9 protein-coding genes are annotated in these 14144 nt (G+C 40.7%); 7 read left to right on the forward strand and 2 right to left on the reverse strand.

The genetic code is table 11. The features are described 5' to 3' along the window. The gene (locus J4N46_RS06760; protein WP_394369230.1) at positions 1-4320 is read right to left on the reverse strand and encodes a translocation/assembly module TamB domain-containing protein; all 4320 of its coding nucleotides are present in this window, start codon (positions 4318-4320) and stop codon (positions 1-3) included. A 337-nt stretch (positions 4321-4657) separates the two neighbouring features. On the opposite strand from J4N46_RS06760, the gene gyrB reads away from it, so the two are divergent. The 4 genes from gyrB (at position 4658) to J4N46_RS06780 (ending at position 7850) form a co-directional block, all read left to right on the forward strand. Beyond that, on the forward strand, positions 4658-6631 hold the full coding sequence (gyrB, locus tag J4N46_RS06765; RefSeq protein WP_208058667.1) for a DNA topoisomerase (ATP-hydrolyzing) subunit B: 1974 nt from the start codon (positions 4658-4660) through the stop codon (positions 6629-6631). A gap of 101 nt (positions 6632-6732) precedes the next feature. After that, positions 6733-6948: a hypothetical protein gene (locus J4N46_RS06770; protein ID WP_208058668.1), complete on the forward strand. Its 216-nt coding sequence runs from the start codon at positions 6733-6735 to the stop codon at positions 6946-6948. Continuing rightward, entirely contained in the window at positions 6926-7219 is a 294-nt protein-coding gene (locus J4N46_RS06775) for a type II toxin-antitoxin system RelE/ParE family toxin (RefSeq protein WP_009416595.1), read from the forward strand. The genes J4N46_RS06770 and J4N46_RS06775 overlap by 23 nt, the downstream gene beginning before the upstream one ends. A 136-nt stretch (positions 7220-7355) precedes the next feature. After that, positions 7356-7850: a hypothetical protein gene (locus J4N46_RS06780; RefSeq protein WP_208058669.1), complete on the forward strand. Its 495-nt coding sequence runs from the start codon at positions 7356-7358 to the stop codon at positions 7848-7850. Between the two features lie 186 nt (positions 7851-8036). Here J4N46_RS06780 and hemC read toward each other — a convergent pair whose 3' ends face one another. Next, positions 8037-8906, reverse strand: coding sequence for a hydroxymethylbilane synthase (hemC, locus tag J4N46_RS06785; protein ID WP_208058670.1), 870 nt, complete (start codon positions 8904-8906; stop codon positions 8037-8039). A 208-nt stretch (positions 8907-9114) separates the two neighbouring features. On the opposite strand from hemC, the gene J4N46_RS06790 reads away from it, so the two are divergent. Genes J4N46_RS06790 through J4N46_RS06800 form a run of 3 tightly spaced genes read left to right on the forward strand, consistent with a single transcriptional unit; the run spans position 9115 to position 14137 of the window. Further along, positions 9115-11010 (forward strand): ABC-F family ATP-binding cassette domain-containing protein, encoded by a 1896-nt coding sequence (locus J4N46_RS06790; RefSeq protein WP_208058671.1) that lies wholly within the window; start codon positions 9115-9117, stop codon positions 11008-11010. 4 nt (positions 11011-11014) lie between these two features. Continuing rightward, positions 11015-12469, forward strand: coding sequence for an SGNH/GDSL hydrolase family protein (locus tag J4N46_RS06795; protein WP_208058672.1), 1455 nt, complete (start codon positions 11015-11017; stop codon positions 12467-12469). Between the two features lie 6 nt (positions 12470-12475). After that, positions 12476-14137: an MBOAT family O-acyltransferase gene (locus J4N46_RS06800; protein WP_208058673.1), complete on the forward strand. Its 1662-nt coding sequence runs from the start codon at positions 12476-12478 to the stop codon at positions 14135-14137. Positions 14138-14144: the final 7 nt, after the last annotated feature.

A 14144-nucleotide genomic window follows, 5' to 3' on the forward strand; every position in this document is an offset into this window, starting at 1 on the left:
TTATTTTTGCTTATTGAATATTTTGTGCATTAGTTCTTTAAAGGTGCTGAAATCAACGGTGTAGGTGATTCCGGCACCTTGTGCATATCCAATGCGGTCAAGCATATATTGTTGCCATTCGTTTTCGCGGTTGAATATTTTGGCTGTTAGGTTTCCGTTTGGGGTAAGCCTGAAGAGTACTTCTATATTGCCAGCAACGGCGGTGCGTGTGATACCTCCTACAGGGATACCTACTTTGGCATTAACGCTTGCCCAGTCGGTGATTTGAGTGGATACGGTAAAGCCTAAGCGGTCGCTATTGATGTCGGAACGCCCGTCATTGATGCCCGCCTCATAGGATACCCCTAAATTGAGTTTGTTATCCTCGTCTGAGAGGAGTTGGTTGAACAGTCCGGCAGCGGTCTCGAATAAGTTATAGGCTACGAGACGGTTGTCGGTATTTTTTTCGCTCATAAACGAGCCTTGCGCCAAGAGCGAGAAGGCTTGTAGCTGCTTGCGGTCTTGGTCTTCTAATTTGTAGTTAAGTTCTGAAACGAGGCTTGGGCTGCTATCGGGGAAGGTGATGTCGAAAAGGGTTTCGGGGTGCATCAATTCGCCTTCGAGTTTTATGATTACCTGCGTGTTTATTTTTCGGTTGTACTGAGAGCTTTCAAGCAAGGTACTTGGATTGGCACTAAGGGTATAAGCGGCTTTTAGGTTTCGTAGGGTAGCGGTAAGCGGGTCGCCACTCCAAGAGATAGAGCCCCCAGGTAGTACAGTAAAGCGTTTATCGATGAAGTTTTCGTACTTGAAGTTGTAGAATCCTGAATAAGTGATAAAGTCGCCCCACATATTAAATTTTCCGTTGGTATTAATTTCTATCAGCAGGGTTCCTTCACCACGCCCTACGAGGCTGCTACCTGTTTTTCTATCCATTACTATTTCTACTTCGGCAGTGGGTTGTACGTTTAGCTCAAAGTTGAGTTCCAGCCCTTTAATGGATTCTAAATCTCGTTGTATTTTTACTTTTTTCTGTCCTTTTTCTACAAAGGTGATGAATGAGTCATCGCCTACGCTTTCGGTGTCGCTAAGGGGGATTTTAAAGGCGGTGCCTTCTTCGGTTTGGGCGTTTACTTTGATGGCTATTTCGTCTAATGCGCCTTTAATGGTAGCCTCGCCTTTCATAAAGGCGGTGCCATAGAATAAAGATTCATCGGTATAGGGGGTATTGAGCACCATAAAGCGCTTGCCGAGTGTTTTGAGTTTAAGGTCGAGGAACCAGTCTAACAATCGGTTGTGGCGTATGGAGCCATTGAGGGTAGCTTTTGTTTTGTAGGCGGTATCAGTGAGCAGCCAATTATCTATAATAAAGTTTTTATTGTTTACTTTTATGCGTGAACCGTCATTAATATCGGCATTTAGGAGCAGATAGCTGATGCCTGCTCCTGCTTTGTTTAGGGTGAGCTCACCGTCCATTTGTGGGTTGGTAATACTACCTGTTATATCTACTTTACCGCTCATAGTACCCCTAATATCGTAGAAAATGCCTTCCATAAAGGGGTTGAAGGGGGATAGGGCAAAGTCTTGGAAGTAGGCTTTGAGGTCTAACAAAGTACCTTTTTTCTTATCGATATTTATTTTACCACGAGTAGCGAAACCTGGGGTGCGCCCATTGGAAAAGAAAGCGGCGACATCAAAGGAACTAAGGTCGTTGTTGCCAAAAATACTCATTTCTAAATCGCCGTAATCATAGCCATTGAGCTTGAAGTATTGTATAAACAAATCGGCTGAGGGGTAATATAGTTCTCCTTTTTGGGTGAGTGATACGTTGCCGTTTACCTTACCTGTGAGGTTAAGACCTTTTACTTCGGGGGTTATTTTTTCTAAGGCTACGTTGTGGGCTACCAAGTGTAGGTTTTTGTAATCTTTACTAGTAAGCAGACCGCTAAGGTTGATATATTGGTTTTGGTGAGCCATTTTAAAGTTGTTGATTTTGATACTATCAGCGGTGCGGTTTAGTACTATTTTGTTATAGTCGTTCATTTGGTTGTCTCGGTTGATGAACCACTCGTTTCCTTTGAAATTGATGAGTGATTTTTTGATGCCTATGATAGACTCTTGTTTTTCGTTTAGGGTGTGGAAGAAACTGAGTTCGTAGTTATCTTTGGCAGTTTCGCCGCCTTTAAACTCGCTACGGAAGAAGAGCGTATCTTTGATAGTAGTATTGATAAGGTTGAAGTTATGAATGGTATATACGCCCAAATCTACCTTTTTGGCTTCTAAGAAAGCGTTGTAGAATGGGTTTTTGTTGTCTATTTCAACACTTAGGCTATCGATTAGGTTGTCGTAGGCATTGATATGTGGTGATTTTATTTGTAGCCTAAAACTTTCTTTATCGGGGTTGATACTACCATTGATAAAGGTATTGCTACCCAATTTTACTTTGGGCAGGAATACTTCTACGATTTTGTTGTAGATATTAAAATGAAAGTCTACGTATTGGTTGGGGTCTATTTTATAGGGGTTGTAATGTGTATAGATGCTTCCTAAGGCGTTTTGCATCATATGTTTTATTTCGGCGAGTTTAAACTGTCCTTTGATGTTACCGCTTACAATATCGGGTGAGTTGATACTGATTTCTTTGATGCCCTCATTGAGTGTAGAATACACTTCAAAATCTTTGAAGGTGAAATCGCCAGCGGAGTTGATATAGTTTGTATTTTTGAAGGATATTTTTCCTACGATGTTGTCTATATCGTTTCCTTCAATATCAATGATTACTTTGCCGCAGAATTGTGAAATACTATCGTTTTCGACAAAGTGGAGTGCGTGTAGGTCGGCAATGGCTATATTGGCTTGGAAGTCATATTGGGTCTTTTTATCGGAGAGGTCGGCAATTCCATTTACGCTCATTGTGAGGTTGGGGTCGTAGGTATCAATTTTTCCGCTGAATACTTGTTGTTTCATTTCGCCATTTACAGCAATACGATGATACTGATAGCCATTGAAAAGCAAGTTGTGGATATTTCCGCTGGCATAGAGTTGCATTGTTTGTGGGGTGAAGCCTTTGCCTTTCACTTTTAAATCGGCTGTAATATCACCGATAGTGGGGGTACTGAGGAGTCGTCCTAAATGTAGTTGCTGGGCGTTGATAGTACCGCTATATTCTATTTCATCGGTATTGAGCAGATTGTCTAACACACCGTTGATATGTGCTTCGCCTTGGTTAGTACTCAGTAGCATATCGGTAGTGAGTGCTGTGGTAGTATAGCTAAAATCGCCGTTTAGATGGAAATAATCCAGCTTTCGGAGGTCGTCTGGGATATTTTTGCCTAATATATTGGGCATAAGATAGGCAAAATCGTTATAGAAAGCTCCTGCGGTTATGTTATTGCCTGTGATAATGATATTTTTGTGGTCGTTTAATAGGTTTTTAAATTCAAAATTGCCTTTTACTTCGGTACTTTGGTGTGTGATATTGCCTTGTAGTTTGAAATTGTTGAGGGGTCCGTACATAGAGGCTTTATTCACGATAATTTGGCGTTGGGGGGCAAATTCGTTGTAGAAGACATTCAGGTCGGTGGTATTGATGTTGGATTGTTGTAAATCTGCCTGAAAAGCGACATCGTTGATGAAGTTGGAATAGCTATTGTTATGGGCGTGCAGGGTGATATTGCCTTGCAGCTTGGTTTTGTTGGGTGTTTTGAGCTGTAAGTCTTTGGCTTGTATAAGGCTATCGGAATAGATGAATTGTGAGGTGCTAAGGTGATTTACTTGTAATTGCTTGTCATATAACAAACTGCCTTCATCGAGTGATAGGGTTACTTTGCTGCCGTGTATGCCAAAATTTTTTACTATGGCATCGAGGTTGTCTATGCGTAACATAGCGGGCTGGGCATCATTTTCATCGGTGATGTAGCATTTGCTGTTGTGTAGTTTAATTTTGGAGGCAGTCATAATAAAGCTGCCTGTGCTGGGCTCATCGGAATCGAAGCGACTTACAAAAACATCGAGGTTGGAGAGTGTGTCGCCTTTATGAGTTTTCATATTGAAAATGAGCTTGTCGCCTTCTATATTTCCGAAGAAGAGGTTCCCTTCGGTGAGCTGTTTGAGGGATAGGATAGAAGTATTGAGTTTTTGAGCTGCGATGAGCGTATCGCCTTTATGGTCGGCAATGAGTACTCCTTTGATATCGACAAAAAGCCAAGGTTTTATGTGGATTTTTTCAATATTGATATTGATATTGTAAGAATCATTCAGGTAACGGGTTACCTTTTGGGCAATGAAAGTTTGCACTGCGGGTAAAAGCAGTAGCCCCCCTATGACAGCTATTGGGAGCACGAAGAAGTAGAGAAGTTTTTTTAATATTTTTTTGCCCAAAGTATAATGATTTTGTAACGGCTGCAAAGTTATAAAAGAAAAATGATATTGCAAAAAAAACTTTCCTTCGGTACGAGCCGCACAGGCTTCACATACTCGGCTGCGCCAGCTCGCCGACTTTCCTTCGCTCAACCTTCGCTCAACCTTCGTCACATACTCGGCTGTGCCAGCTCGCCGACTTTCCTTCGCTGCGGTATAGCTGTACAAAATGGCACTTTTAGGGTGGGTATAAAAACTAAATTTGCACGTTTGCTAATTATTTTGTACCTTTGTGCCCTTGATTTGATTAACTATAAAAATGGCAGAAGAAATATACAATCAGCAAGAAAGTGCTGCTTATTCGGCAGATAATATTCAATCACTTGAAGGGATGGAGCACGTGCGTATGCGTCCGTCTATGTATATAGGCGATGTAGGCGTGCGCGGGCTGCACCACTTGGTATATGAGGTGCTGGACAACTCGATAGATGAGGCACTGGCTGGCTATTGCGACAGTATAGAGGTTACTATCAACGAAGATAACTCAATAACCGTAGAAGATAACGGGCGTGGTATTCCTGTGGATATTCACAAAAAGGAAGGGGTATCGGCATTGCAAGTGGTAATGACCAAAATAGGTGCAGGGGGTAAGTTTGACAAGGGTTCTTATAAAGTATCGGGCGGATTGCACGGGGTGGGAGTATCGTGTGTGAATGCGCTTTCAAGCCACCTTACTGCTACTGTGTACCGCGACAAAAAAATATGGCAACAAGAATACGAGCAAGGTGTAGCTCTTTACCCTGTAAAACAAGTGGGTGGCACGGATAAACGTGGTACTAAGGTTACTTTCTTGCCTGATGCGACTATCTTTGAACAGACTACGGAATATAAATACGACATTTTGGCAGCGCGTATCAGAGAATTGGCTTACCTAAACAAGGGGATTACTATTACTCTTACTGATTTGCGCCAAAAAGATGATAAAGGCAACTATAAAAGCGAGAAATTTTATTCGGAAAAGGGACTTACTGAATTTGTTAGGTTCTTAGACGGTAATCGTTTGCCTATTATCTCACAAACTATTGCTATGGAAGGGGAAAAGAATGGTACCCCAGTGGAAGTAGCAATGGTATACAACGATTCTTATACTGAAAATGTACATTCGTACGTTAATAATATCAATACTACCGAGGGGGGTACTCACTTGCAGGGTTTCCGTACGGGGCTTACACGTACCTTGAAGAACTATGCTGAAAAATCGGGATTGTTGGAAAAGCTGAGCAAAGACAAAAAGAACCCTGTAGAAATAGAAGGTGATGACTTTCGCGAGGGGCTTACTGCTGTAATATCGGTGAAAGTAGCTGAGCCACAGTTTGAAGGACAGACAAAAACGAAATTGGGTAACCGCGATGTTACGGCGGCAGTATCGCAAGCTGTTACTGCTATGCTTGAGGCTTTCTTGGAGGAAAACCCTAACGATGCAAAAATAATTGTAGAGAAGGTTGTACTTGCAGCACAAGCGCGTATGGCTGCTAAAAAAGCTCGCGAAATGGTGCAACGCAAGAGCGTGATGAGTGTGGGGGGCTTGCCAGGGAAATTGGCTGACTGTTCTGAAGAAGATCCTGCTATCTGCGAACTTTTTCTTGTGGAGGGGGATTCGGCAGGAGGTACTGCTAAGCAAGGACGTAATAAAGATACCCAAGCTATCTTGCCACTAAAGGGTAAAATCTTGAACGTGGAAAAATCGATGCAGGACAAGGTGTTTAGCAACGATGAAATTAGAAATATATATACAGCCTTAGGGGTAACTATTGGTACTGAGGAAGACTCGAAAGCGTTGAACCTTAGCAAGCTACGTTACCACAAAGTGATTATAATGTGTGATGCCGATGTGGACGGTTCGCATATTACTACGCTAATACTTACTTTCTTCTTCCGCTATATGCGTGAGTTGATAGAAAATGACCACGTGTATATTGCAACTCCGCCGCTATACTTGGTAGCAAGCAAAACAAGCAAGCGCAAAGAATATGCGTGGAGCGACAAGCAACGCGATGAGCTTTCAACAGAAATGGGCAATGTAACTATACAACGCTATAAAGGTTTGGGTGAGATGAACCACGACCAGCTTTGGGATACTACTATGAACCCTGCGCACCGTACGTTGCGAAAGGTTACTATAGACAATGCTTCGGAAGCTGACCGCATATTCTCGATGCTAATGGGTGATGAGGTACCGCCTCGCCGTGATTTTATAGAGAAAAACGCTAAATACGCTAAGATTGATGCGTAGGGGAATTAGCAAATTGTAATTGTGCGGCTGACTTCTAATGACTAATTTAAAGCTCTGATAATCAATAATCGCCACATTGGTACATCAATAAATAAACTTATATGGAAACAATTACAACTAAAAAGAGGCTTTATCACCCACCAATGGTGAAAAGCATCGAAAAAGAACAAGAAGACGACTTTTATTATGAACTTTCGGCTGAAGATATTCAAAAAATAGAGATAGGACGTGAGCAATGTAGAATAGGGATGACAATAAGTAGTGAGGAACTACAAAAAGAAACAAGAGAAAAGTATGGTAATAAGATGGTCATTTGAGGCTAAAAAAGATTACCATAATAGCCTTGATTATTGGGAAGAACATAATGGCTCGTTTGAATATTCTTCAAAAATAATAAAAGCAGTAGAAGAATTGGAACTTGAACTCTCTAATACTCCTCTTTATTTAGGCAGATATAGTAGGGAATTACAGATGTATGTAAGGGATATTCTCAAAGGGCGTTTTCTGATTTATTTTACTGTAAATGAAGCTGAAGATTTAATTGAAATACACTATTTTAGGGGGGTAAAACAGCAGTCTATAGAATAGGTATACAGAGGTGTTTGAGAAGTTTTGTGAGGACAATTCGGGAATTAGGAAATTGTAATTGTGTGGTTGACTCTAATGACTAATGACTAACGACTAATAATTACTAACGTAACTAACAAATAATAAAAATAAACGTATGAAAAAAGGACTTTTTTTGATAGCAACAGCTATGTTTTTAGCTTCGTGTAGCTTTTTTGTAGACCAAGCAAAAGAAACGGCTAAGAAAGTGAGTGATATTAGTGAAGAGGCTGCTAATCAGGCTGCTACTAAAGCTGGCGAGATAGTGGGTGGCTCGGCGCGCTCTTTTGGCGATGGACTTGGTGAAGGTATTGACAAATCCGGCAATATGACTTTGCAACTTTCAGAAGAACTATCTAATGCTGGTGTAAAACTTGGTGCACACACTATTAGTAGCACTGATGATGGTAACGATAACAAACTTTCTATTTACTTTATCTTTGATAAAGATTTTGAGAGAACTGTATCTGTAAAGGTATTCAACAAACAACAAATAGAGGTAGGACGTATAAAACAAACCGTAAAAGGTAAAAAAGACGAAGCTACTTACGTGGATTTTGTATTTGACCCTCGCACTAATATAGATCCTAAATATACCATATTAGTGGATTAAGTTCCTCACCCCAGTTCCCCCTCCCCAAAAGGGAGGGGGGCAAAACGCAGTTGTGCGGTGAATTTTGAATTCTGAATTGGGCACAAACTGCAAGCTTGCGCCAGCGGGGGAAAGAGATAGGAAAAACAAAAATAAAAAAAGCGCAACATTCGTAGGGGTGTTGCGCTTTTTTATTTATTCAATAAACTAAGCCATTAGTTTTTGTGCGAGTTCTTCGCCTGTATGGTCGTTGAGGCTGGTAAGGACTTCGTTGATAAGGCGTTCTTCTTTGCCGTCTTCGCTCCAAATACCGCCTTTGAAATATATTTTCTGCTGTCCGTCAAATTTAGCTATAGCACCGATGGGTGCACTACAACCGCCTTCTAAAGCGCGCAAAAAGGCTCGCTCTACCTGAGTTTCAACATAGGTGTTGCCATCGTGCAAACGCAATAGGGCTTCTTGCATTGCTAAATTGTCTTCGTGCAATAATACTACAATAGCTCCTTGTGCGGGGGCGGGTAACATCCAATCGAGGGTGAGGTAATCTACGCTTGAAGCTCCTAAACGTTCTAAGCCTGCGGCTGCAAAAATACCTCCATCGTAATTATTGCTGATGATGGTTTTTAGTCGGGTTTGTACATTACCACGTAGGTTTTCAATGGTGTGGTGTGGGTAGCGATGTAGCCATTGGGCTTTGCGGCGCAAGCTGCCTGTGGCAATGGTGGCTTGAGGTGCTTCTAAAAAAGAAAGGTCGTTGTTGTAAACTAATACATCAAAGGGATTGCCGCGCTTGAGTACAGCCCCTACTGCAAGTCCTTGGGGGAGTAGGGTAGGGACATCTTTCATACTATGAACTGCGATGTCTATATCTTTATTGAGCAGGGCAATATCTAAGGCTTTGGTGAATATGCCTGTAATACCCATTTCGTATAGGGGCTGGGTGAGGTTTAGGTCGCCTTCAGACTTTATAGGTACTAATTCGGTAGTATACCCTAAGGCTTCTAATTGTTGTTGTACGGTTTGCGCTTGCCATAGGGCGAGGGCGCTGTCGCGTGTTCCGATACGTATTGTTTTCATTGTATATATTCTATTTAAGGGGACAAAGATAGTAAATATTAATGAAATTATGAATTATGATTTTTGAATTATAAATTTTATCTGTTTTTATTACATTCATTTCAGAAAAATGATGTAATTTTGCAGGCTGTAATTATTAATGACAAGCGGCAAATGATAAATGGCGAATGATTGATAATTAATTGATGTTTTTTAAAAATATATTGCAATGCTAAATGTACATAACTTATCGGTTTCTTTTCAGGGTGAGTATCTTTTTGAAGAGGTAGCTTTTATGCTTAATGGGGGCGACAGGGTAGGGCTTATTGGGAAAAATGGAGCTGGAAAATCGACTATGCTTAAGCTTTTGGCACGTGAAATAAAACCTGACTCGGGGATTATTGCTACTGATAAGGAGGTGCGTATTGGCTTTTTAAAACAGGATATTGACTTTGTAAAAGGACGTACGATACTTGAAGAGGCTTATCAGGCTTTTGACGAAATTAAACGCTTGGAATTGCAGCTGGATGATATTCATCATCAACTTGAAACTCGTACTGACTACGAAAGTGAAGCGTATCACAACTTATTGAACAACTTAAGCGATTATACGCATCATTATGAGCTTATTGGTGGTTATCAATATCAGGGGGATACTGAAAAGGTGTTGCTGGGCTTGGGCTTTAAACGCGATGACTTTAATAAACTTACCGATACTTTTTCGGGGGGCTGGCGTATGCGTATTGAATTGGCAAAGCTGTTGTTGCAAAACAATGATATATTGCTACTGGACGAGCCTACGAACCACCTTGATATTGAGTCGATTATATGGTTGGAACAATTTCTTACTACTTATAGCGGGGCGGTGGTGATTGTATCGCACGACAAGATGTTTTTAGACAATGTTACTAATCGCACTATTGAGATTTCGGTAGGGAAAATATACGATTATCCTAAGCCTTATAGTAAGTTTTTGGAGCTTAGGCAGGAAATACGCGAGCAGCAACTTGCTTCGCAGAAAAATCAGGAGAAGAAAATACAGCAAACGGAGAAGCTGATAGAGAAGTTTCGGGCAAAAGCTTCAAAAGCTTCAATGGCACAATCGCTGATTAAGAAATTAGACAAAATAGAGCGCATAGAGGTAGATGAAGAGGATAATGCAGTGATGAATGTGCGTTTTCCTGTATCGGTAACCCCTGGTAAGGTGGTGCTTGAAATTGATGAGGTAAGCAAAAATTACGCTGAGAAGCAAGTGTTGGAACGGGTTAGTTTGCTAGTGGAGCGCGGTAGTAAGATTGCTTTTGTAGGACAAAACGGACAGGGAAAAACTACGCTGGCTAAAATGATTGTGGGTGAAATTCCTTATGAAGGGACTATTAAGCTGGGGCACAATGTGCAGTTGGGTTATTTTGCCCAAAACCAAGCTGATTACTTGGATGGCGAAATAACAGTGTTGGACACTATGTATAACGCTGCTAACGATACGAACCGCATAAAGGTGCGCGATATACTGGGGTCATTTCTTTTCAGGGGTGATGAGGTAGATAAAAAGGTGAAGGTGCTATCGGGGGGCGAGCGCAACCGCTTGGCACTGGCTAAAATGTTGCTATCGGACTTTAACGTGCTGGTAATGGACGAGCCTACGAACCACTTGGATATCAAGAGTAAAAATGTGCTAAAAAAGGCACTGCAACAGTTTGAGGGTACGCTTATAATTGTATCGCACGACCGAGACTTTTTGCAGGGGCTTACTGATAAAGTATACGAATTTAAAGATAGGCACTTGAAAGAATATTTGGGTGATATTGATTTTTATTTGGAACAGCGTGCTGCGGCTAATTTCAGAGAAATAGAACAGAACAAAGAAGCCGCAACTGTAGTAGAAACTAAAAATGTGGCTACAACTGATGAAAAATTGAGCTTTGAACAGCAAAAACAACAAAAATCGGTGCAAAATAAGCTCAATAAAATAGAAAATAATATTACTTTATTGGAAAAAGAGTTGAAAGAAATGGATATATTGATGGGAGAACAGGTACAAAGTGATGTTTTTTATAAAGAATATGAACAAAAAAAGCAAATGTTGGAGGATTTGATGACAGAGTGGGAAGCCTTAATAAGCTAAAAATATGCATCCTAAGAAAATATTACTCTTCATAGTTAGTACGCTTATTACGCTGTTTGCGTTGACGCTTTTCAGTAGTTATCACACTACCGATGGCGGTATGGTGCGTGAGGGCATAGTGTTTGGCAATAGCACTATGTTGCGTTATCCTACCCCTGAGATACTGGGGATGCTCTTTAAAAATGAAAAAGAGAACAATACACTGGATAAGCTCATCAGAGATACTAAAACAATAGTAGATGAGAAAACAGATGCTTTGGCGGAGGCTGATACCATTGTAAAAGATACGCTTGCCTCTGAAACGAATAAGGAGGGGAAGATTTATTACCCTGGTAATCCTAAGGATTTTATCCGTAGGCTGAAGAACAAGTTGTGCCAAAACTCGTGCCAGATAGTGCATTACGGCGATTCGCAAATTGAGGGCGATCGTATTACAGGCTATGTGCGCAACAGGCTACAGCTGGCTTTTGAAGGTGGAGGTCCTGGGTTTTTCCCTATAAAGGTGGTGTATAACCAAAATAGTATAGATATTACGGCAAGTAATAATTGGGTGCGCTATGCTTTCTTTGACCGTAAACAACGCAAAAAAGTGGGGCACGACAAATATGGGCTTTTTGCTACCTATTCGCGCTTTACTCCTTATGCTAAAGATAGTGCTTCGCTACCTGTAAGCAAGGCTTGGTTTACCCTGAAACCTTCAAAAAAATCGTATGCACGCTTGCAGCACTACACTCGTTTTGGGCTACACTATGGCAATGCTACCAGCAGAATTGCTATCAGGGTATATGAAGATGGTAACCTGATAAGTTCGGACACTTTAATAGCTGACAACCGATATCATAGCTATAAGCTAAACTTCAACAATACACCTAAAGAATTGCGGGTGGAACTAGAAGGTAGGCTAAGTGCTGACTTTTATGGGGTTACCCTTGATGCTGCTACGGGAATACGAATGGATAACGTGGCGATGCGCGGTGAGGCAGGACGTATATTTACGCGTATGAATTACGAAAACTATAGGCAGATGAGCGAGGAACGCAAGCCTGATGTTTTTATCTTTCAGTATGGTGGCAATACAATACCTTATATGAAAACTGAAGCACAATTGAGGGAATATGTAGAGGGACTTATATTCAATATGAAATTGGTGAAGCGTGCCAACCCGACGGCTATGTTTATGCTTTTAGGTCCTGGTGATATGACAACTTCGCGCAATGGCAAGCGAATTACGTATCCTTTTTTACCTAAACTCAATGACTTGATGAAAGAAGAGTGCTTGAAGAACGATATAGCTTATTTTAGTATGTACGAAGCTATGGGGGGTGAGAACTCTATGATTAACTGGGTGAAGCAAGGAATGGCAGCTTCTGATTATGTACATTTTAGTTCTAAGGGAACAAAACTTATTTCGGAAGTGTTTTATCAATGCCTTCATAACGACCTTGCCTCGGTAGAATAACAAACTATGATAGATTTTTTTAATAATTTCTTTACTTTCAATCCCGAGCATCCGCTTACATTTGTGCGAATAGACTTTTGGATATTCTTTGCCTTGCTGTATGCGGTATTCGCCTTTATATATAATCGCCGGCACGTGCGCAACTTGTTCTTGCTACTTGCGAGCTTTTACTTTTACTATAAAGCGAGTGGGCTTTTTGTGCTTTTGCTTATTTTTAGTACTGTAACCGATTTTTATTTGGGGCACTACATTTACCGCCAAGTGGAGGACTCACGTAGGAGAATAGCTGTAACTATAAGCGTTTGTTTGAACTTGCTGGTGCTGAGCTATTTTAAATACGCTTACTTTTTTACAGATACTTACAATGCGTTGTTTCAAACGCATCACCAAACGTTCAATTACTTGGCTTATTGGGCTAATGGTTTTAGCAATAAAGGATATTTTACGGTAGATAAAATTATCTTGCCTGTGGGGATTTCGTTCTATACCTTCCAAACGATTAGCTATACAATGGATGTGTATAGAAATAAAATAAAACCTTTAAGCTCTATATTAGATTTTGGTTTTTATGTGAGTTTCTTTCCGCAACTGGTAGCGGGTCCTATAGTGCGTGCTGAAGAGTTTGTACCACAAATTCTGAAAAAAACACGCATTAGCAAAGAGGAGTTCAACAAAGCTATCTTTTTGATACTAAAAGGGCTTATCAAGAAAATGATTTTTGCAGACTTTATAGCATTGCATTTCTTGGATAAGGTGTTTGATGCCCCTACGATGTATACAGGCTTTGCGAATCTTTCGGCACTTATAGGCTATTCGTTGCAGATTTATGGTGATTTTTCGGGCTATACCGATATTGCTATAGGGGTGGCGCTCTTGATGGGCTTCCATCTTCCTACGAACTTTAATTCGCCTTACAAGGCTTTGAACTGCGGTGATTTTTGGAAACGTTGGCATATTTCGCTTTCTACTTGGCTGAAAGATTATCTTTACATTCCTTTGGGAGGTAATCGCAATAGTTCTTTGGGTACGTTTGTATTTTCGCTACTATTTGTGGTTATTTTGGTAGTGGCTATTGGTAATAGTACTTTTACAATTATTACGGGTTTGCTGCTTATTATAGGCTCTATAATAGCCTTGGTGTATAAACCTTTTGAACGTTATTTAACTACCAATATCAATATAATGCTCACGATGCTCATCGGGGGGCTGTGGCACGGGGCTGCTTGGAAATTTGCTATTTGGGGCGGACTTAACGGCTTGGGGGTAGTAGCCTATAAGTATTGGCGCAAAGTGAGTCCGTATGAGAATAGCCAACTGTGGATTGCCCGCTTTTGGAAGATAGCGTTTACGTTTGCTTTTATTACTTTTACCCGTATATTCTTCCGCAGTAACGATATGGAGAGCGTACAACAATGGTTTGACCAAGTGATGCACAATATGCATTGGGCTTCGGCAATGCAAATTATTAAATACAACAATATTGCTTTTGGGATTATTCTAATAGGTTATATTACACACTGGCTACCACAGCGTTGGAAAGATGAAATAGAACATATTTTTGCCGAAAGCCATTACGTGGTGAAAGTGGCTATAGCTTTGGTAGTGGTACTGATATGTTACCAAGCTTATTCTACCGATTTGCAACCATTTATATATTTTCAGTTTTAAATAAGAA

The organism is Capnocytophaga bilenii (assembly GCF_017565765.1).
In the GTDB taxonomy this organism is placed as follows: Bacteria; Bacteroidota; Bacteroidia; order Flavobacteriales; family Flavobacteriaceae; genus Capnocytophaga; species Capnocytophaga bilenii.